Annotated in this window: 16 protein-coding genes; 10 read left to right on the top strand and 6 right to left on the bottom strand. The window is 54.1% G+C overall.

Features of this window, described 5'->3' with window-relative positions; translation table 11 throughout:
• Positions 1-99 precede the first annotated feature (99 nt).
• Complete coding sequence (locus CAP48_RS13060; RefSeq protein ID WP_242444483.1) at positions 100-1059, top strand: tripartite tricarboxylate transporter substrate binding protein; 960 nt, start codon at positions 100-102, stop codon at positions 1057-1059.
• A gap of 31 nt (positions 1060-1090) precedes the next feature.
• On the opposite strand, the gene CAP48_RS13055 is transcribed toward CAP48_RS13060, so the two are convergent.
• Positions 1091-2251 (bottom strand): mandelate racemase/muconate lactonizing enzyme family protein, encoded by a 1161-nt coding sequence (locus tag CAP48_RS13055; protein ID WP_100697422.1) that lies wholly within the window; start codon positions 2249-2251, stop codon positions 1091-1093.
• Positions 2252-2510: 259 nt separating this feature from the next.
• Between CAP48_RS13055 and CAP48_RS13050 the strand changes: the two genes are divergently transcribed.
• Together CAP48_RS13050 and CAP48_RS13040 are read left to right on the top strand one after the other, a co-directional pair.
• Positions 2511-2828 carry a hypothetical protein gene (locus tag CAP48_RS13050; protein ID WP_100697420.1) on the top strand — a complete coding sequence of 106 codons (318 nt, stop codon included), beginning with the start codon at positions 2511-2513 and terminating at the stop codon, positions 2826-2828.
• A gap of 834 nt (positions 2829-3662) precedes the next feature.
• Positions 3663-4928, top strand: a complete 1266-nt coding sequence (locus tag CAP48_RS13040; RefSeq protein WP_100697416.1) for a porin — start codon at positions 3663-3665, stop codon at positions 4926-4928.
• A gap of 130 nt (positions 4929-5058) precedes the next feature.
• Here CAP48_RS13040 and CAP48_RS13035 read toward each other — a convergent pair whose 3' ends face one another.
• Positions 5059-6753 carry an argininosuccinate lyase gene (locus tag CAP48_RS13035; RefSeq protein ID WP_100697414.1) on the bottom strand — a complete coding sequence of 565 codons (1695 nt, stop codon included), beginning with the start codon at positions 6751-6753 and terminating at the stop codon, positions 5059-5061.
• Between the two features lie 160 nt (positions 6754-6913).
• Positions 6914-7831, bottom strand: a complete 918-nt coding sequence (gene cysK, locus CAP48_RS13030; protein WP_100697412.1) for a cysteine synthase A — start codon at positions 7829-7831, stop codon at positions 6914-6916.
• A gap of 381 nt (positions 7832-8212) precedes the next feature.
• On the opposite strand from cysK, the gene CAP48_RS13020 reads away from it, so the two are divergent.
• Positions 8213-8914, top strand: a complete 702-nt coding sequence (locus tag CAP48_RS13020; RefSeq protein ID WP_100697408.1) for an MgtC/SapB family protein — start codon at positions 8213-8215, stop codon at positions 8912-8914.
• A gap of 22 nt (positions 8915-8936) precedes the next feature.
• Here the strand turns inward: CAP48_RS13020 and CAP48_RS13015 are convergent, their stop codons facing one another.
• Together CAP48_RS13015 and CAP48_RS13010 are read right to left on the bottom strand one after the other, a co-directional pair.
• Entirely contained in the window at positions 8937-9860 is a 924-nt protein-coding gene (locus CAP48_RS13015) for a DMT family transporter (RefSeq protein ID WP_100697406.1), read from the bottom strand.
• Positions 9861-10122: 262 nt separating this feature from the next.
• Entirely contained in the window at positions 10123-11568 is a 1446-nt protein-coding gene (locus CAP48_RS13010) for an MFS transporter (protein WP_242444482.1), read from the bottom strand.
• A 356-nt stretch (positions 11569-11924) separates the two neighbouring features.
• Here CAP48_RS13010 and CAP48_RS13005 point away from each other — a divergent pair, with 356 nt between their 5' ends.
• The 6 genes from CAP48_RS13005 to CAP48_RS12980 all read left to right on the top strand — a co-directional run bounded on the left by CAP48_RS13005 (position 11925) and on the right by CAP48_RS12980 (position 18748).
• The gene (locus CAP48_RS13005; RefSeq protein WP_197707274.1) at positions 11925-12857 is read left to right on the top strand and encodes a helix-turn-helix transcriptional regulator; all 933 of its coding nucleotides are present in this window, start codon (positions 11925-11927) and stop codon (positions 12855-12857) included.
• Positions 12847-13767 carry a LysR family transcriptional regulator gene (locus CAP48_RS13000; RefSeq protein WP_100697402.1) on the top strand — a complete coding sequence of 307 codons (921 nt, stop codon included), beginning with the start codon at positions 12847-12849 and terminating at the stop codon, positions 13765-13767. The genes CAP48_RS13005 and CAP48_RS13000 overlap by 11 nt, the downstream gene beginning before the upstream one ends.
• Positions 13768-14139: 372 nt before the next feature.
• On the top strand, positions 14140-15330 hold the full coding sequence (locus CAP48_RS12995) for a CaiB/BaiF CoA-transferase family protein (RefSeq protein ID WP_100697400.1): 1191 nt from the start codon (positions 14140-14142) through the stop codon (positions 15328-15330).
• Between the two features lie 87 nt (positions 15331-15417).
• Positions 15418-16356 (top strand): hydroxymethylglutaryl-CoA lyase, encoded by a 939-nt coding sequence (locus CAP48_RS12990; RefSeq protein WP_100697398.1) that lies wholly within the window; start codon positions 15418-15420, stop codon positions 16354-16356.
• A 303-nt stretch (positions 16357-16659) separates the two neighbouring features.
• On the top strand, positions 16660-17643 hold the full coding sequence (locus CAP48_RS12985) for a tripartite tricarboxylate transporter substrate binding protein (protein ID WP_100697396.1): 984 nt from the start codon (positions 16660-16662) through the stop codon (positions 17641-17643).
• A 178-nt stretch (positions 17644-17821) separates the two neighbouring features.
• On the top strand, positions 17822-18748 hold the full coding sequence (locus CAP48_RS12980; protein WP_100697394.1) for a tripartite tricarboxylate transporter substrate binding protein: 927 nt from the start codon (positions 17822-17824) through the stop codon (positions 18746-18748).
• Here CAP48_RS12980 and alkB read toward each other — a convergent pair whose 3' ends face one another.
• Positions 18749-19417, bottom strand: a complete 669-nt coding sequence (gene alkB / locus CAP48_RS12975) for a DNA oxidative demethylase AlkB (RefSeq protein WP_100697392.1) — start codon at positions 19415-19417, stop codon at positions 18749-18751. It lies immediately after the preceding gene.
• Positions 19418-19712: the final 295 nt, after the last annotated feature.

Raw genomic sequence — 19712 nt, 5'->3', positions numbered from 1 at the left:
AAATATCACAGTCGTTATACTCGAAGGCAATAACGCTCAAACCAGAATGTCGTTCAAATAACAGAATGGCCTTTTTATACTGGGCTATTTGGAGAAGCCATGTTCAAACGTTCGCCGCTCATTGCCTTGACCTTGTCTCTTGCCTGTCCATCGGCACTGGCCGCTTACCCGGAACGACCGATTACCTGGGTTATTCCCAGCCCGCCCGGTGATGGTTCAGATTCCATTGGTCGATTGCTTGCCGACAAGGTGGGCAGGGCGCTAGGGCAGACAATCGTGATACAGAACAGACCCGGGGCAGGTGGCGTGATCGGTTCGGAAGCCGTGGCCAATGCCAAGCCCGACGGCTACACCATGATTGTGGGCAATGCGGGCTCACACGGTATTAATGCGGCGATTTATAGCAAGTTGCGCTACGACGTCGTCAAAAGCTTTGAACCTGTTGGGCTGTTCTGTACCGCCGCCAATGTGCTGGCGGTTCGGCAGGATCTGCCGGTCAGCAATGTCGAGGAATTTGTTGCCTACGTGAAAAACAGCAAAATCTCGCTCAACTATGCCTCGGGCGGCATCGGCAGTTCGGCTCACCTGTCTGCTGAGTTGTTCAAAAGTCTGGCCGACTTACCACTGGTGCATATTCCATACCGGGGAGCGACACCCGCCGTGCAGGCGGTACTGTCCGATGAAGTGGTGACCATGATCGGCAATTTGCCGCCCTGGCTCGGCCAGATCAAGTCAGGCAAGGCAAAGGCGCTGGCGGTAACCACACGCGAGCGTGTACCTGAGTTGCCCGATGTACCGACACTGGCCGAAACCTATCCTGAATTTGAGACGGTAGCGTGGTTTGGCTTGCTGGCGCCAGCCGGAACACCGCGGCAGATTATAGAGCGCGTTAACAAGGAAGTGAATCTCGCGCTGGCGTCGACCGAAATTGAGCAACGTCTCAAGGCCGTCAGTTGCGAACCAGCTCGCGCTACGCCGCAGGATTTTGCCGCGCGGATCCTTAGTGACGTTAATCGCTGGAAAAAACTGGCTCAGGAAAAGAACATCAAAGCCGATTGACAGGTTGTCTGCGCCGGCCGACGGATGGAACTTAAACCGCAAGCAGGCTTTCTATCCCGAAAGGGACGGGTTTGTAGGGATGGGCACTCATCAGTTGCCTGTCGAGCTCCACGCCTAGGCCGTTGCGGTTGGTGACTTGATACTTGCCATTTTCCAGGGACGGATGCTGATGGCGTATGAGCGCGTCATAGAGCGGACTTTCAGCAAATTGCAGCTCTAGCATATGTGCCTTGCGGGCAACGCACGCCACATGCAGGGAAGTGAGGGTGCACACCGGACCTGTCGGGTTGTGAGGGGCAAATAAAATATCATGGTCTGCCGCCATTTCTGCAATGGCCAGCATATGCGCCGGGCCGCCGCAATACTTGATATCGGGCATGACGACATCGAGCAATTTTTCACGGATTTGCATCTCGAAGGCCGCAACGCCCACCTGAGTTTCTGCCGCTGCGATTAACACGTTCTGTTCATTGGCCTGTTCCTTGACTCGGCGCAGCGAGTCCCAGTTGTTGTAGTTTTCCGCCATGGGACATTCAAACCAGTGCAGATGCGCGTCCTCCAATTGACGCAACACCTCCAGGGCGCGCATTTCGTCAAAACGCCAGTGACAATCTACCATCAACCTGGCCTGCGGTCCGACGGCCTCGCGGATGGCATACAGGCATTCAATACCGTGCCGGATCCGTTCGTCTGCCTGCCCGGCCGCGCACAGCGCAGGCGTGACACCATCAAACGGTGCAGCCTTGAAGGCCCCAAATCCAACGGCGGCAGCGCTTTTAGCCGTTTGCGCAAACCCCGACGGCGTGCGATCAACAGTCGCGCGATTGATGTTTGCGTAGACGCTGATTGCTTTTCGCTGCAGCGGAGCGAGTGCCGCATGCAAGGGGATTGCTTCCTGTTGTGCGTGAATAGTCCACAGCGCCTGGGCCAGCGCGCTCAGTACCGCATTGGATACCAGCCCGCCGGCAAGTACCGGGGACGGATGCAATTGCGTTATGGCGTCTTGTGCGCTCAGCCCCACGAGTGGCTGACCATGCAGGCCGGTTGCCGTTTGCAGGCAGACTTCCCATCCGTTTAGCGAGGCCTCTCCCCAGCCGCAGGTGCCATCACTCATTTGAACTAGAATGAAAAACCAGTTTGTTTTTGGTGAAACATTAAATGGAACAGCGGTGACGGAGGTGATCGTGCTCATAGGTGCCTAGGGTTTCCGATAGCGTGGATGGTTTTTGAATGACTCCGCGGCCCAAGAGATCCGCAGAATATTATAATTACAGATGTGATCTATAAGGATATTCCGGATGTCATAATCATAATGCAGTTGGAAGTGAGCACAATGGTTTACAGCTGTGTCAGCGTGAAACATCAGGGTTATGATTTTCAGGTAAGCTGTTCTGCAGTGGCGTCGCACCGTGAGAATAGAAAGAAAGTATCCAATATCAAGGAGTATTTCAATGAAAGTGACAACATCTATCCTGGTGGCCTTATGTGCGCTTGGAACCGTGCCTTCCTGGTCGGCAGAGTCGGTTAAACCGGCACATCAGAATGCCGCCAAGGTATGCAAGCGGGTTCAGGAAACGGCGCAAACCACATTGGAGGCACGCAAATCCGGCCATAATGACAAAGCCGGGGACAAAGCCCGGCTCGGCAGCGATAGCACTGATCCCATGTTCATTTATGCCATTGACGTTGCTTACGACAGTGATGTCAACAAGACCGGGATAGGCCAGGAGGCCTATGACTATTGCATGCTGCATAAGGCCAGCAGTTGACCGGTCGCGCCGGTTTTGCCAGCCGCTCGTTTGCTGCCGTCGACAAAACACACGGGGTTTAAAGCGAGGGTGCGCCGGCAGTTCGCAGTGCCGTAGCCGCTACACTTCATGGCCCGCCGCGGCGGTATTCGATAGCGGGGTATTTGAACCGTATGTATTCGATAAAGTACGTAGTCGATTAGGTGCATAGTCGGCAGCTCGTGTACCGGCGGTTTGGATAAAGCGCGGGCTTATCCGAACATACTACGCTATATCTCGTTGCGTTTTGCGACACCAATAGCGATAAAGGCGGTGATAGCGTTCACTTGATGCGCTAGACGATAATTCGAACTTAAATCCTCAATGATTGCTGCATGAATGCAACATCACAACGGCGCAGATGCATTGAAGTGTCGTAAAAAAGCCTTATTGATGCGAAAAAGCGACATCCCGAGGATTGTCGTTTGTTTTTTATTGCGTCCTGCAAATAGAGCGTTTCTCCAAGCATTGCGGCCTCAGTAGCCGATTGCGCCTGATATGGCCGGTGTTGCCATATATCTTTTTTTTGCTCCTTTGTCCTTTACATGGATCAAGGCAGCAATATGCCCCTCAAAAATACAATACTTCTCAAGCTGCTTCCGTAACCCTTTGATTTGAAAAGATAAGCGGGCCCGTATGCAGTGGGTTGTCAACATGACTGGCGTGCTGATTCTGTACGTTTTCAGGCATCTTGCGTCAATCATGGTGTCGAGCTACCGGAGCAATCCGGCAAAGCTGGCCGGTGTCATACCGCTAGCCCAAAGGTGATGAAGTAATCCGGTACGCCGGAATAACATTGTAAATGGAGTATTCAATATGAAAAAGGCACTGCAATCTATCGTGCTACTCGGTGCGGCAACCGGGGCGGCGCAAGCTGCAACTTCTGTAACGCTGTACGGTCTGGTTGATGGCGGTATTGCTTATACCCAGACCAAGATCTCAAATGATAAAGGCTGGGAAAAAAATCGTAACGTTGGTTTTGTCAACGGTGTCAAGAACGGCAACCGCTGGGGGTTGAAAGGCACTGAAGACCTGGGAAATGGCACCAGCGCCATTTTCCAGATTGAAAGCGGCTTTGATCTGGGAACAGGAGAGGCCCGCCAAGGCGGCAAACTGTTCGGTCGCAAAGCGATTATCGGTCTGACTGGTGATAGCTGGGGTACGTTGACATTGGGTCGTCAGTACAACGTGGCCGACGACGTCGTTTCCGGCATCGATCCGTTTGGCACCGGTGTGCTTCAGGCCGGTATTGCAGATGGCGCATTCGGTGATGCGCCATCTGCCCGCATGGACAACTCCTTCAAATATATGTCGCCTGATTTTGCAGGCTTCAAATTTGGTATTGCTTATGCCGGCAAGAACGAAAAAAAGACCGAATTTGAGAAGTTCGATCGCAAAGGGAATTGGGTAGAGAATTTCGGTAAGAGGGATACCTCCAATTGGATTTCCACGGGCCTGGGCTACGATAACGGTCCGGTGTCTTTCGGCGTGTCTTATGATCGTTTCCGTACAAAGGACCGCTCTTGGAGTCAGAAGCGCTTCTACGGTAAAGTCGTGGATGAATCCGAACAACTCAAAAAAAGCACCACTCATGCATGGAACCTGTTCGGCGCCTATGATTTTGAGGTCGTCAAATTGCACCTGGGCTATGGAGAGGTTCGCGGTATTCCCGCAGCCGGTATTGGCATCGGTCTAAATAGCCAATTGGCGGATGAGTACGTAGGTTTGGTCAAAGACGAATTCGGGAACACGCATCGTCGCTTCTACACTGAAACCCCCGAATTCCGTCAAAAGTCCTGGATGGCTGGTCTGAGTGCTCCCGTGGGTGATACGGGTACCGTCCTGTTCTCATACCAGGGCAACAGATCCAGAAATAAAAACGAAGCATTTGACTCAGTCAAGGGCAAGTTGAACATCTTTAGCCTGGGCTATGTACAGAATCTGTCCAAGCGTACTAGCCTCTACGCCGCTGCTTCTTACGGTGTAGGCCGACTGAAGTACAAAGACGACGAAACTAAAGAGATGACAAGCAGCAAACTCAAATCTACGCTGGTTGGTCTTGGCCTGCAACACCGCTTCTAATGATAGGCATCGCCTGGCGATGTATTCATAAAGCAGAAAAAACCACCCTTCAGGGTGGTTTTTTCGCTTAGACTCAAGCGCGCTTAAATGGTGTGATGTCATAAAGGCGTTGAATGTGATCAGGCTTTGTTCAGGCTTTCGGCTTGTTTTGTGTTGCTGTGTCAGCCTTTTCCTTGTCGTCGTTAACTGACGGATTATCCGATTGGTTGCCGGCCGAATCCTTCAGTTGGGAGAACGCGTCGTCCAGCTTGCTATCCGCTTGCGCCAGTTTGTCGCGCGTGGTTTGCATCCAGGCCTGGTCGTCGTCCAGTCGCTTTTTCCTCTCGGCCAGCATGCGTTCAACTTCTGCCGGCTGCGGCCCACCCGTGCCAAGCCTGGTTTTTACCATAAATTGAGCAGAGAGCACTTCCCTGAAGTGAGCTTCATCGATAGGAAGCTTGCTATCGGGCAACTTGTATTTCTGTAGTGCTGCCGTATAAAGTTCAACTGCTTTTTCATAAGGAAAGTCTTTGGGTTTGAAGCCATTGGCCCGTGCTTCGGTCACAATTTGCGAGGCAAAGCTGTGACCCACGCGAAATGGAATTTTATGTTCTTTCTGCAAAGCCTCAGCCAGCTCCATAGATGTTGTCCAGTCGTCTTCCAGTTCCTCAAGAGAGCGCTTTGCATTCACATTCAGTGCCCGCAATACGGTATTGACATTACCGACCATTTTGATCGCCTGTGGAAACAAACCCAGGTCGTCCCACGATGACTTATAGTCCGTCATTCCCGTTGTCACGTTATGTGCGCGAAAAATGACCGTTTGCGCCAGTCCCACGACATTGGATGCCGCTTCGCGGGCACGCATGATGACGCCAGGATTGCGTTTTTGCGGCATGGCACTGCTGGTATAAGTGCTGCCTTCATCCAGCAACAGCCATGGCCGGGTCTGGTGATACTGCGTATGGATATCGCCAAGCAGCGCACCCAATCGGATCGCAGAAGAAGAGGGGATGGCCGCCGCCTCTAGAGAGACGTCTGAAGGCGCCACCTGGCTTGAATCCAGGGAGTTTTCAATAATGCCATCAAAGCCCAGTAGTTGCGCCATGCGCTCGCGATTCAAAGGCCAGCTCGAATTGGCCAGCACAGCGGTACCCATGGCAGACAAGTTCATGCGTTTGTATAATTCGTGGATGCGCTGCGCATCCCGTGCGAAAGAAGCCTCGTAGGCTAACAGATAATGCGCATAGCTAATGGGCATTGCCTGTACGCCGTTAGTGTAGGCCGGAACGATGGTGTCGACGTTTTTGGCTGCGACTGCAAGCAGCTCGGTACGCAGCTTGTTCAGTTCATCCGAATAGTCCAGCACCTGATTGCGCAGCTTTGCCATCCGGTAGGTTGCATACATGTCTTGACGGCTGCGTCCAGTATGAATCAGGGAAGCATCGGGACCGATTTCGTCGGTAATGATTTTTTCGATTTGCAGTACATCTTTGGGACGTTTCCCTTCGGGCGTTTCCGATTGCGCCAGGGAAAAGGCAACGCCACGGGCAAGCTTGGCGCCCATTTTCGGATCAACGATTTTCTCTTCGGTCAGCATGACAGCAGAGGCCTTGTTGATTTTCCCCAGCCAGTAAAACTGGTCCTCCTTTTCATCATTCTTGCTGGTGGCCTTGCTGGACGCCGGCTTGGCGATCGCGCCGGCTTTGGCTGCCTGCTGCTCGCATTCTGCCGTTGTCTTGCAGGGCATCTCACCGGTGTTGGCTGCCTGGGCTACCGTGGCAACCATGCTTAAGGCCAGGATTGCCAATACCTGGGGCTTGATACGAAATGTTTGTTCATTCATGCTGCAGTCTCCTCGTTGTCATATTGATTGTTACTGACTCTCCCGCCCGCAATGGACAGGCGCCAGCGTTGGCGCATGTCCAGCACCTTGGCACCGATGACTTAGCGCTCGTTATACGCCTGACCCCGGCTCTATAAATCCTGAGCCTTTAAGGGCGTCCTTATTCGGGTAAAAAATCTTTGACTGAAAGATATCGTTCACCTGTGTCGTAGTTGATCCCCAGGACCCTGGCGTCGGCAGGCAGAGTGGGTAGCGTTTTTGCGATGGCTGCCAGCGTTGCGCCGCTGCTGATGCCAACCAGCAGGCCTTCCTGCGTGGCCGCGCGACGGGCATAGTCGAGCGATTCGGGAACCTCGACAGAGATAGTGCCGTCAAGCAGGCTCATGTCCAGGTTGGCGGGAATGAAGCCGGCGCCGATTCCCTGAAGCACGTGGGGGCCAGGTTCACCGCCGGCAATCACGGCAGAGGCGGCCGGTTCCACGGCGAGCACTTTCAGTTGCGGCCATTGCGCTTTCAGGCTGCGCGCGATGCCGGTGATATGTCCGCCCGTGCCGACTGCCGTGATCAAAAAATCCAGGCCTTCGGGAAAGTCTTTGATAATTTCTTTCGCGGTGCGTTCGGCATGAACCTGCGGGTTGGCAGGATTGTCAAACTGTTGCGGGATCCACGCACCAGGCGTGCGTTCGGCCAGTTCTATGGCGCGGGCAATGGCGCCTTTCATGCCTTTTTCTTTGGGGGTAAGATCAAACTGAGCGCCGTAGGCAGTAATCAGACGGCGGCGTTCTATGCTCATGCTTTCGGGCATGACCAGAATAAGCTTATAGCCTTTGATCGCAGCGACCATGGCCAGGCCCACGCCTGTGTTACCGGAGGTCGGTTCAATAATCGTTGCGCCAGATTTGAGTTCGCCCGATTGTTCTGCGGCTTCAATCATCGAAAGCGCCGCGCGGTCCTTCAGAGAACCGCCGGGATTGAAACGTTCTGCCTTGATCCAGACTTGCTGCTGGCCGGGGAACATACGGGAAAAGCGGATATGGGGAGTGTCACCAATGGTATCGAGTACGGATTCTGCTTTCATGGAAAGGAATGATGCTTGAAGGAAAAAAATGAATATAGCATATTGTGTCGAGGACAGAATATATAGGTTAGCCCGGGTATGGCGGGGCGGTTTTGCGGGAGGGTTTTCGGCAGGCCCTAGTATGCCAGGCGGCTTTGCAACGGGGCACACCGGTGCCAAAGCCATCCATTGGACTGCGCCAGGGGGATCCGGGGTTCCTGCTATACTGAAAGCGATGTACAAAAAGAAAATATAAAAAGATAATCGTATCGTGCGCGTTGCTGATCGTCTTATGATAAATGACATAACGTATCACAATCGTTATCAAGGTATTGAGGCATCGGTGTACCACTATCTGTGTTGCGTAATAACGAAGGGTTGGTGAGGAACGAGGGGTAGGCAATGGCATCGGAACTGGAATTGGTTGGACGGCTGCTTATGGCCGCTGTGCTTGGAAGTCTGATTGGATTTGAACGGGAACGGCTGTCCTGGGCGGCTGGGCTGCGAACACACATGCTGGTATGTGTCGGGTCTGCGCTGATTATGATCGTGTCCATATATGGATTTTCTGACACGCTGGGCGATCATGTGACGCTTGATCCGTCTCGCGTGGCTGCACAGGTTGTATCCGGCATCGGTTTCCTGGGCGCGGGCGCCATTCTCGCACGCGGGCAGATCATCCGGGGACTAACAACGGCGGCCAGCGTCTGGTCTGTTGCCGGTATCGGGCTCGCTGTTGGCGGCGGTTTGTATGTGCCATCCATTGCGGCTACCGCGATTATTTTGCTTATCCTGGCGGGCATCAAGCCGCTGGAAAAGCGTTTTATTGCCTATCATCAGCGGCGGCATGTCACCATTAAGGTCAAACGGGGACAACTGACGCTAGGGGCGTTTAATAACGTACTGGGGGTCAGCGCGAACCGGGTCAAGCAGTTTATCGTGCAGCCTTCTGAAAATGGCGATTACGATGACGTGTATGTTGTCTTTTCACGAATGTCATGGCAGGAATACGGCATGATTCGTAAAAAGTTCAAGGACCTTCCCGGCCTGGAGTCAATTTCCGAAAAAGCTACAGACGAAGAGATCGATCCATACTCATGGTAACCAAGTCTAGTTATTTCAGATGTCATGAACTTCGGACTGCCACCGGAGCGGGGCGGGTGCGCAGCTCGTATAGCGTAATGCCGATGCCGCTGGCGCAGATCACACCAATGCCCAGCCAGGTAATGCCGTCGGGAAACTGATTCCATACCAACCAGCCCAGGGCGGTGGCGCTGATAATCTGTAAATAGACGAACGGCGACAGCAGCGAAGCGGGAGCCTGGCGATAAGCCTGAATCTGCAGCAAATGCCCCAGTCCTCCTGTAATGCCGGTAGACAATAGCAGCAGCCACTGTTTCGGCTCCAGCATTGCAAGCACCTGCAGTACCTGCTGAATATTAAACAGGGTGTATATGGTTAGCACTACAGTGCCAAACAAACCGCTCCAGATCAGTGTTGTGAACGGATTGTCGCCTGCCAGACGCCGGTTTGCGATAAATTGCATAGAGAAAATAACAGCGTTGGACAAGCCGAAAAATACGCCGGTCGGATCCAGACCGCCAGATGGCCGGATGACAATCAGAATACCCGCAAAGCCGACGATGGCGGCGATCCACCGCGAGAGCATCGCCTTTTCCTTAAGTATCCAGGGCGCGACGGCAAGTAGAATGAGCGGCGCAATAAAATTGATTGCGGTCGCTTGTGCCTGCGGCAAATAGCGTAGTGTGGTGAAGAACACCATAGTGGAAGTGAGCATGAAAACGCCGCGCAGCAACTGCTCTATGGGTTTTTTTGTTTTCAGAATCTGCCAGCCCCTGGCGGGTATCACAATGGATGCGACCAGAATCAGGTGTACCGAATAGCGTACCCAGCACAACAGCAATAGTGGAACACCGACAGACATCAGCCATTTGCCGGTCGCATCCAGCATTGACAGTACCGACATCGCGACCAACAAGGAAAAAATTCCGGGCAGGGGACTGAACTTGGGCGAAGTCGGCTGATTCATTGGTTTCCGAAGGTGACAGCCGGGGCTGACACAGGTGCAGTGTCCGGCAAAACGTACTGAGGTAAATCCCAAATCCTATGGTAGAGGATTTACCCGCACAACGCCAGCACCGGACATGGAAGTCTGAGCATTCTGTTCTCTGGTGTTGTCAATATCACAAATGTCGAATGCGGCGCGCCGTTACCTGGGATGCTGTCGGCTTGTCTTGCTCGGCTCAGGTTTGAGGCCGGGGTGATGAATAAAGAGCGACCATCGCAAGCCATCAAATATTGCCCCGAACAGCCACGCGTGCCTGGCTGCGTTGACGCAGGAAATACCATGTCGAGACGGCCATCAGCAGGGCCAGAAGGATTATTTCAAGCTGTACGCTGGCATGAATGGCCCGTTGATAATCATGCCCTTGCAACAGCGATTGAGAAAACACTGCACCCAGCAATGCCGGCCCCAAGCCCATTGACGCCTGCTGAATTGTGGACAGCATGGCGCTGCCCGAACCGGCCTGATCAGCCGGAATTTGCGACATGCCGATACGATAGAATGCGCCAACAATGAACGCCTGGCCAATCCCGATAAACAGCGACGGGATAGTCAGCGACAGCAGGTTTGGCGCAGGCCAGACCTGCTGTAATACCCACAGCAGCAAGAACAGGCCTGGAATCACCATGGCGCAACCCAGCAGCAGGGTGGGAAGCAGCCCGATACTTGCGGTCACTCGCGTGCTGAGCAGCGAACCGATAAAAAAGGCAACGCCCAGCGCGATAAACGAATTGCCCGACTGCAAAGGCGTCAGGCCTGCGCCGGCCTGCAGTGTGAGCGCCAGAACAAACATAAAGCCACTCCAGCACGCAAAAAAGACGACAGCAGTGAAAAAGCCGAAACGCACCGTAGGCAGTCGCAGCAGTGTTGGCGGCAACAAGGGCAGCACGCCACGGCGCTCCTGGCGAATTTCTGTTTTCCAAAGCGCGATAGCCAGCGGTAATGCACTGGCTAGTGTCAGCAGACAGAGCCAGTTCCAGCCAAACGATGGGCCAAGCGCGACCGGAACCAGAATGCTGATAATGAGCATCGCCAGCAGCACGGTACCCGGTCCGTCGATGCCTGCCGGGTTTTGCCTGCACGTCTCGGGCAGGTGGCGCGGCGACAGCGCCAGCACCAGCGCGCATACCGGCAGATTGATCAGAAAGATACTGCGCCATTCGGTTCCGGCAAGATTGGCATGAACGAGAAAGCCGCCAAGCACCTGACCGATGATGAACGACAGACCGCCAATGGAACTGTACAAGCCAATGGCGCGCGAATGCGCATGGCCTTTGAGGCAGACGTGGATGGTGGCCAGGATTTGCGGCACCAGCAGGGCGGCGGCAACCCCTTGCAGTGTGCGTGCCAGCAGCAGAAAATAAATGCCGGGCGCAATACCGCAAAGCAGCGATGAGATGCCAAAAAGCAATACGCCGATATTGAAAAGCCGTCGACGCCCGTACATATCACCCAGCCGGCCGCCCATGGCCAGCACGACGGCAAAAGCCACGCCGTATACGGCCACCATCAACTCGAGTTCATACTCGGTTGCGTGCAGGGAACGGGCCACTGAGTCGAGCGCCACGTTGATAATGGAAAAATCGATTTGCGGCAGAAACATGCCGGCCAACAGGACGCAGAGGCCGGCGTTGTCCAGGCGGGTGGTTTTTTGAGATACAGCGGACATCATAAAAATCCTGTAAAGGGCGATAATGCGGTATTATGAACTTGCATTTAGCATGGCACCAGATCTTGTTTAGCCTGGTATAAAAAGTGTAGGTCTGGGCGCATCATTTTTTCACCAGAGGCATCCAGCCGGCAGTAATACCCCCGCATGTTAGCGGGATACCGTAGCAGCAACGATCGCATGTTTGCGGATATCACGCCTGCAAAATTACGGCGGCAAAGATCTCATGCATCCCGCATGTGCGTCAGATCCCGGGTCGGCAAAGATTTCATGCACCTCGCATGTTAGCCGGATATTGCGCTGGCACGAGATCTCATGCACTAGCGAATCAAATTGCCGCGAAACTGGCAGGAGTAAAGATGGAATTAACCGACCGCAAGACGCCGTTTGTAATGCATGCAGGCAAAGTAATGCATGCCAGCAAAGACGAGACGAAAGCGCCTGTTGACGAAAAGGTAGATCGGGCGCAAGAGCTGGGCGCATTCTTGCGCGCTCGGCGAGAAAGCCTGGATCCGCAGCGCCTGGGATTGCCCAGATATGGTCGCACCCGTACGCCGGGGCTGCGCCGCGAGGAAGTTGCGCAGCTGGCTGAAATCGGCATTACCTGGTATACAAAACTGGAACAAGGACGCCCGATACGCGTATCTGCCAAGGTTCTTCAAGCCGTAGCATCGGCGCTACAATGCACCGATACAGAAACGCGCTATATCTTCACCCTTGCCGGCCTTGCCAGCCCCGCTTCAGGGGTTTCGAGACAAATCTGCCGGTTGATGCCAAATGCCGTACAGACTATTGTCAACCAGTTGCATCCATTACCAGCCGTCCTGCAAAATGAAAAATATGACATTGTTGCCTTCAATCATGCATTTTGTCGCCTGATTAATCGCGACCTGAACCTCGTGCCGCTCGAAGAGCGAAATTGCATTTATCTGGCGCTCACTGACCCGCAGATCAGGACAGTCTTGCAGGACCCGCAGCAGGTAATCGCGCACATGGCGGCCAGGCTACGAGCACAAATGGCTGCACATCTTGGCGATCCTGCATGGGAGCGCTATCTGCAACGCCTGCTTGCCTGCTCGCCTGAATTTTCCAATATCTGGCATCAAAACCGGGTCTGCGCGACAACGGATCATATCGTATGCTATCGCTATGCTGGCCTGGGTGCGCTAGAAGTCTTGCAGACCAATTGGTGGAGCCTGCCGGTAGCTGGCGAGCGGCTTCTGGTGTATGTACCCATTGACGATGCCAACCGGGAAATTCTACATAAAAGGATCTCAGCCAATGCTTCCTGAACCGGTCAATCTGTCGCGCTTTGACCCGCAAACGCTGCGGTTGTTCCTGCTCGCTGCCCGATCGCTGAACCTCACGCGGGCAGCGCAGGATGCGCATATGACGCTGTCGGCGCTTAGCAAACGGGTATCGGAGCTGGAAAAACAAATCGGTTGCGAATTGTTCATTCGGCGCGCGCGTGGGCTTGAGTTGACGCCAGCCGGTCATGCGCTGGTGGAGCATGCCCAGTTGGTCATCGCCGCAGTGACGCGATTGACATCAGATATGAATGCCTATTCGGCCGGATTGCGTGGCCAGGTGCGGATCTGGGCCAATACGTCATCTGTGATTCAGTTTCTGCCGGCAGACTTGTCCGCTTTCTCAAGAAGGCATCCGGCGATCAGGCTCAGCCTTGACGAAAAGCTAAGCCATGAGATTATTACCGCGCTGACGCAAGAAAGGATTGATATCGGCCTTTTTGCCGATAATATTCCTAGCGGGCAGATAGAAAAATATTTTTATCGTCATGATCAGCTGGTCGTGCTCGTCCCGCGCGGGCATCCGTTGGGAAAGCGTAAGCGGATTCATTTTTCGCAGGTGCTGGACAACGACTTTGTTGGTCTCTCGGACGGCAGTTCGCTGCAGGTACGTATGCAGGACGCAGCGCTGGCCGCCGGTAAAACGCTGCGTCTGCGGGTTCAGGTCAGCAGTTTTGACGGGATCTGCAGAATGATTGAAGCCGGCCTGGGAGTCGGTTTACTGCCGCTGCAAGCGGTACGCCCTGAAATTATTGGCAAGGGACTGCACGCCCTTGCGCTGAACGACGAGTGGGGCCAGCGGACCTTGTATGTTGGCGTGCGCAATGCCGCCGGCCTCAAGCCCGATGCTCGACGCTTACTCGATTTTCTGAAACAGGCCCACCAATCTGCATAACAATCAACAACCATGCTTGTCGGAGCAGCGGGCAGCGCGGCGCGCCTGTGTGCTCGTCCGTCGTGATCCAATGATGCACAGCACACCAATGTACAGTAGCTCATTAATGGTAAAGCGCTCATCAATGGTGAAGTGCTCACCTACAGCGCAGAGTCCGCCAATGCTGCAATAGCGGGTAGTCGATTATTGTCCTGCATGTAAATTCATCGCTTGTAAACTCGCTTGTCGCACCCAACAGGCTGGGGCAAACTTGGCTCAACCGGAATTCAAGCCTTGAATATATGGAAAGGGTGCTAAGAAAATAAATGATTTTCAAATCGGCATAATCAGGTCATGATGGTGCAACCTCATCGTGAATGAACAGGTAAGTGCATGTCAAAACCGCTGGATGGAATCAGAGTACTGGAGTTGGGACAACTCATAGCCGGCCCCTTTGCCACGAAAATGTTGGCTGAATTCGGGGCTGAAGTCATCAAGATAGAGCCCCCCGGCACGGGCGATCCGCTTAGAAAATGGCGCTTGCTGCATGAAGGTACGTCGGTCTGGTGGGCATCGCAGTCGCGTAACAAGAAATCGGTCACCCTCAATTTGCATGAACCGGAAGGGCAGGACGTCATCCGCCGGCTGGTCGCAGACGTTGATGTGATTGTGGAGAATTTTCGCCCCGGTACGCTGGAAAAATGGAATTTGGGGTTTGAAGCGCTCAGGCAAATCAATCCAAAGCTCATTATGCTGCGTGTTTCCGGATACGGCCAGACCGGACCTTATAAAGATCTGCCCGGCTTTGGGGTGGTGGGCGAGGCCATGGGTGGTTTGCGGCACTTGAGCGGGGAACCGGACAGGCCGCCGGTGCGTGTCGGGATTTCTATCGGCGATTCATTATCTGCCCTGCATGGGGTGATTGGCGTGTTGCTTGCATTGAGACATCGCGATCAGTTCAACGGTGCTGGTCAAATGATCGATGTGGCGCTGTATGAATCCGTATTCAATATGATGGAAAGCATGATTGCCGAATATTCGGTGTTTGGACAAGTACGTCAGCCCGCAGGCAGCAGTCTGCCAGGAATTACCCCCAGCAATGCCTATCGCTGCGCCGACGACAAATATGCGCTGATCGCCGGTAACGGGGACAGTATATTCAAGCGCCTGATGTCCTTGATTGGGCGCGATGATATCGGCAACGACCCGGCTTTCCAGTATAACGACGGTCGCTCAAAACAGGCCGATTATATTGACGGTGTGATTGGGCAGTGGACAGCGCAACACACACTTGACCAGGTGCTTGAGCAATTGCATACGCACCGCATACCGGGCGGACGTATTTATGATGCTGCCGATATTGCCAAAGATCCTCATTACCGTGCCAGGCACATGCTGGTTCAAGGAGAACTCGAAGATGGCACACCGGTAACGCTGCCGGGCGTGTTGCCCAAATTGAGCGAAACCCCGGGAGATGTGCGGCGCCGGGCGCCGGTGCTCGGCCAGGATACACACGAGATTCTGGATCAGTTGGGTATTGATGCCACAACCCGCGATGACTGGAAGGTGCGTGGCATTATCTGAGACCTGGGCTTTTATCCCGGCCCAATGATGATTTAATCGCAGCCGGCCGGCACGGGTATGTTGACGCGCAAGACATAGGAGCAACACATGAAAAAACGGTTTATTCAGGAAGTGGCCCCCAGGGATGGTTTCCAGAACGAAGCTCGGTTTATTGAAACGGACGACAAAATCGCGTTTATTGATCAACTTAGCGACTGCGGTTATGCAAAGATCGAGGTGACATCGTTTACTTCGCCAAAAGCCATTCCAGCCCTCAAAGACGCAGAAGCGGTCATGCACCAGATCCGCCGCAATCCGGACGTTGTATATACCGTGCTGGTGCCCAATTTGCGTGGCGCCGAACGGGCGCTGTCCTGCGGCGTGGACGAAGTCAATCTGGTGATGTCCGTAAGCGAGACCCATAATTTATCGAACCTGCGCATGAGCCGGGCGCGCTCCTTCGAGCAGCTGGCCGCCGTGATAAAAGAGCTCAGAAACACCAATACGGCCATCAATGTTTCTCTGTCTACGGTATTTGGCTGTCCAATGCAGGGCGATATCGCACAAGACGAAGTGCTTGAATGGGTAGACCGGTTCGCGCAGTTGGACGTGCATGGAGTAACGCTTTGTGATACCACCGGCATGGCCTATCCAACACAGGTCGGCGATTTGTTTGCCGCTGTATTGGACCGTTTCGCACAGCTGCAGGTAACCGCACACTTTCATAATACACGCGGGATGGCGCTGGCCAATACGGTCACGGCGTTGCAGGCTGGCGTGCTGCGATTTGACAGCTCTCTGGGTGGACTGGGCGGGTGTCCTTATGCGCCAGGCGCCTCGGGCAACGCCACCACAGAAGACCTGGTGCATATGCTCGAACTGATGGGATATGACACGGGTGTGAATCTGGATGGCATTCTGGCGATCAGCAGGACATTGGCGCCATTAATAGGGCACGACGTGAACAGTCAGACACTGGCCGCCGGCGCGCGTATGGCGCTGCACCCGATACCTGAATACGTGAGGCAGTTGCAGCAGGCGCAGTAATGCAGCAATAAATGCATTTGAGCTGCAAGAAATGCAATAAAGCTCTAGCGGATGCAGTGCAGCTGCAGCAGTTGCAGCGGAGCGATAGCAGATGCAATGCAGCCAGAGCATTGTCAGTAAAACTATAGCAGATGTACTGCATCCGCAGCAGATGAACTGAACGACTACAAACGCTGTGACGCTACAGCAAACGAAGTCAATGACCTGACGGCATTGTCCGTGGCAGTAAAGCGAACAAAGATATTTGCGATCGCATGGTAAGTAGCATCGTTATTAATGACAGAAAACAACTTGGAGACATTCATGAAACACAAATTATTAAAACAGTCGCTGCTGGTAGTGGCGATCGGCACGATTGCGGCAACAAATGCGATGGCGCAGGAATCGGGCTACCCGCAACGTCCCATTTCGCTGATCGTTTCAGCGGCGCCGGGTGGTACGACCGATCTGGCGGCCCGTATGATTGCCGATCCGCTTAGCAAGGAACTGGGTCAACCCGTGGTGGTGGAAAACAAACCGGGCGCCTCTGGTGGTATCGCAGCCCAACAGGTGTTGCGTGCCAAGCCCGACGGCTATAGTTTGTTGCTGCAATATTCAGGCTACCAGGTCATTACGCCAAGCATTGAAAAAGTAAGCTGGGATCCGGTCAAGGATTTCACGCCAATTGCAAATGTATTGTCTGCGCCGCAATTGCTGGTCGTCAAAAAAGCCCTGCCGGTCAACAGTCTGAAGGAGCTGGTACAGTACGCCAAGGATAACCCGGATAAACTCAATTATGCGTCTTCCGGAACCGGTGCGCTTCAGCATGTGGCGACCGAGCAATTGAACCAGATGGCCGGTATCAAGACCACACACGTTCCCTACAAAGGAACGGGCCCGGCCCTGACGGATCTGCTGGCTGGTGTGGTCGATATGACCATTACGACACCACCGCCGTTGCTGCCGCATGTCAAATCGGGTGCGCTCAAGGCGTTGGTGGTGACAAGCAAGGAGCCATTGGCATCGCTTCCTGACGTACCAACCGCCAGCGCAGCAGGGTATCCGGATCTACTAGTTTCTTCCTGGTTTGCCATGTATGGCCCCAAGGGAGTGCCCCAAGATGTGGTCGAGCGCTTAAATGCCGCGATCAAGAAGATCATGGCTACGCCTGAGTATAAAAAGAAAGCCGAAACATTGGGCGCTACCGCCGAGTATATGGGTCCGCAGCAACTGGGCGAATATACCGCAGAAGAACTGGTGCGCTGGAAGAAAGTCATTGATGCAGCGGGCATCAAGGGCGGCAACTGAGTTCTTTGGTCGGAGTGCATGTTGCAGGTTTGCCCTGCAGCAAGGAGAACATCACAGAGGCGATCTATCTTTGCCTGCAGGGGCGTGCATTTGTTGTCCCGGTCATTATTGCATATATGATATCGGCATATTTTTGACCAACCAGGAGAACACATTGAAAAAATCCCTACTGGGCTTGATGATTGCACTGACATCGGGCGGCGCGCTCGCAGCGTATCCCGAAAAACCAATCACAATGATCATTCCCTTTCCGCCCGGACAGGCGACAGACACCTTTGCCCGGGCCCTGGCTGACGAACTGGGCAAAGCGATGGGCAAGCCTGTTATCACAGAAAACAAGGCGGGTGCCGGAAGCAATATCGGCATGCAGCAAGCGGCAAGAGCCAAACCCGATGGCTATACGATTGTGGTAGGCGGCAGCGCCGCAGCTGTTAACCAGACACTTTATAAAAATCCCGGATTCAGCCTGGATAGTGATTTGCAGGCCGTCTCGGGCGTGTTTTCCGTACCCTTGATTTTCCTGGCCAATCCCCAGTCGGGCATTAAGTCGCTGCAGGATGTGGTGAGCAAATCCCGGGCAGAACCTGAGTCGCTGGCTTATGCCAGCGCCGGCATTGGCGGCACGCAACACCTGTCGGCAGAGATGTTCCAGGCGGGAACCGACATAAAGCTCAGGCATATTCCCTATAAAGGTAGCGGCCCGGCACAGACCGACTTTATCGGCAATCAGGTGCCATTGATGGTCGACTCGGTAACAGCGGCCTTGCCTTATATTAAAGACAATAAAGCCGTGCCGCTGGGCGTAACAACGGCAGACCGCCTCAAGGCTTTGCCGGATGTGCCAGCCGTGAGTGAGACGATACCTGGTTTCGAAGCGATCGGCTGGGCCACCGTCTTTGTGCCTCAGAAGACGCCGGCAGACGTTGTTGAAAAACTGAACACAGAAATCGTCAAGGCGCTTAACAGTCCTAAACTGTCTGCCTTTATTGCTGATCGTGGTGCGCTGCCAATGCCACAGACGACACAGCAGGCAGATAAATTTATCAAGACTGAAATTGCAAAATGGGGAAAAGCCGTTAAGGATTCGGGAGCAACCGTCGACTGATTAGCGTGTCTTGCGAAAGGTCAGGTTGATGCGATTGGATCCCAATAAAGGATGCGGATTGTCTTTTAGCGCCAATACGCCATGGTAGCGCAGACGATCGGGACCACCCCAGACGACCACGTCGCCATGAAACAGCGGGATTTTCTCGGGGCGGTCACTGCGCTTGTGACCGCCAAACTGAAATATGGCTGGCATGCCCAGTGAGACGGAAACGATGGGTGCGGAAAAGTCGGTCTCGTCCTTGTCCTGATGCAGACTAAGCCGGGCCCCGGGAACATAGCGATTGATCAGGCACGAATCCGGTGCAAAATCGGCGTAGCCACAATGATCGGCTGCTTGCCGAGCGAGCGCCAGGAATGCATCGGGCATGGCGGGCCATGGCTGCCCTGTGTCCGGGTCAGTGCCGGCATAACGGTAGCCTTTGCGATCAGCTGTCCAGCCTGCGGTGCCGCAACAGGTAAGGGCGACGGACATGGTGTAGCCGCCAGGCGTCACCATATGACGAAAGGGCGACTGCTTACGGATGTCGCGCAGCGACGCCAGTATTCTGTCCACAAATCCCAGCGCATATCCACGTAACACCCACGCGCCTTCTCCCAGTTGTTGCTCGGGCGGGCCAGAGGCTGGAGCGGGAAGGGCATCCGACGGGAAAAGAGGAATATTGCTCATTGCATTATCAATTTAATTACATACCGTTAAACAAATATGGGTTCGTTAACGTACCGCGACCGATCTCGTGCGCGCAGTGATCGATCTCCCGGGCACTCGCGCGCAGTGATCGATCGCGCGATCGCAGTGACCGGCTCGGAACGACGCCGTGACCGGATCACGCTGCTCAGCGATGTTGCTGGACGTCAGACTTTAACGTTTGCAGCAGGCGGCTTGACTGGAATATCTTACATTGACTTGCAGGTCCGGAGCAAAAGCGACGAAAGCCAGGTTGCAACTGGCAACGAGTCGCATT

The organism is Advenella sp. S44, from assembly GCF_002810445.1.
Classification (GTDB): domain Bacteria; phylum Pseudomonadota; class Gammaproteobacteria; order Burkholderiales; family Burkholderiaceae_B; genus Advenella.
Note: the sequence above shows the minus strand (reverse complement) of the source record. Positions and strands in the feature narration are given on the sequence as shown.

Coding starts and splice junctions, on each gene's coding strand:
- CAP48_RS12985 (WP_100697396.1), top strand. CDS start 16,660: ATGAAACACAAATTATTAAAACAGTCGCTGCTGGTAGTGGCGATCGGC.
- CAP48_RS13050 (WP_100697420.1), top strand. CDS start 2,511: ATGAAAGTGACAACATCTATCCTGGTGGCCTTATGTGCGCTTGGAACC.
- CAP48_RS13005 (WP_197707274.1), top strand. CDS start 11,925: ATGGAATTAACCGACCGCAAGACGCCGTTTGTAATGCATGCAGGCAAA.
- CAP48_RS12980 (WP_100697394.1), top strand. CDS start 17,822: ATGATTGCACTGACATCGGGCGGCGCGCTCGCAGCGTATCCCGAAAAA.
- CAP48_RS12990 (WP_100697398.1), top strand. CDS start 15,418: ATGAAAAAACGGTTTATTCAGGAAGTGGCCCCCAGGGATGGTTTCCAG.
- CAP48_RS13040 (WP_100697416.1), top strand. CDS start 3,663: ATGAAAAAGGCACTGCAATCTATCGTGCTACTCGGTGCGGCAACCGGG.
- alkB (WP_100697392.1), bottom strand. CDS start 19,417: ATGAGCAATATTCCTCTTTTCCCGTCGGATGCCCTTCCCGCTCCAGCC.
- CAP48_RS13055 (WP_100697422.1), bottom strand. CDS start 2,251: ATGAGCACGATCACCTCCGTCACCGCTGTTCCATTTAATGTTTCACCA.
- CAP48_RS13035 (WP_100697414.1), bottom strand. CDS start 6,753: ATGAATGAACAAACATTTCGTATCAAGCCCCAGGTATTGGCAATCCTG.
- cysK (WP_100697412.1), bottom strand. CDS start 7,831: ATGAAAGCAGAATCCGTACTCGATACCATTGGTGACACTCCCCATATC.
- CAP48_RS13020 (WP_100697408.1), top strand. CDS start 8,213: ATGGCATCGGAACTGGAATTGGTTGGACGGCTGCTTATGGCCGCTGTG.
- CAP48_RS13060 (WP_242444483.1), top strand. CDS start 100: ATGTTCAAACGTTCGCCGCTCATTGCCTTGACCTTGTCTCTTGCCTGT.
- CAP48_RS13015 (WP_100697406.1), bottom strand. CDS start 9,860: ATGAATCAGCCGACTTCGCCCAAGTTCAGTCCCCTGCCCGGAATTTTT.
- CAP48_RS12995 (WP_100697400.1), top strand. CDS start 14,140: ATGTCAAAACCGCTGGATGGAATCAGAGTACTGGAGTTGGGACAACTC.
- CAP48_RS13010 (WP_242444482.1), bottom strand. CDS start 11,568: ATGATGTCCGCTGTATCTCAAAAAACCACCCGCCTGGACAACGCCGGC.
- CAP48_RS13000 (WP_100697402.1), top strand. CDS start 12,847: ATGCTTCCTGAACCGGTCAATCTGTCGCGCTTTGACCCGCAAACGCTG.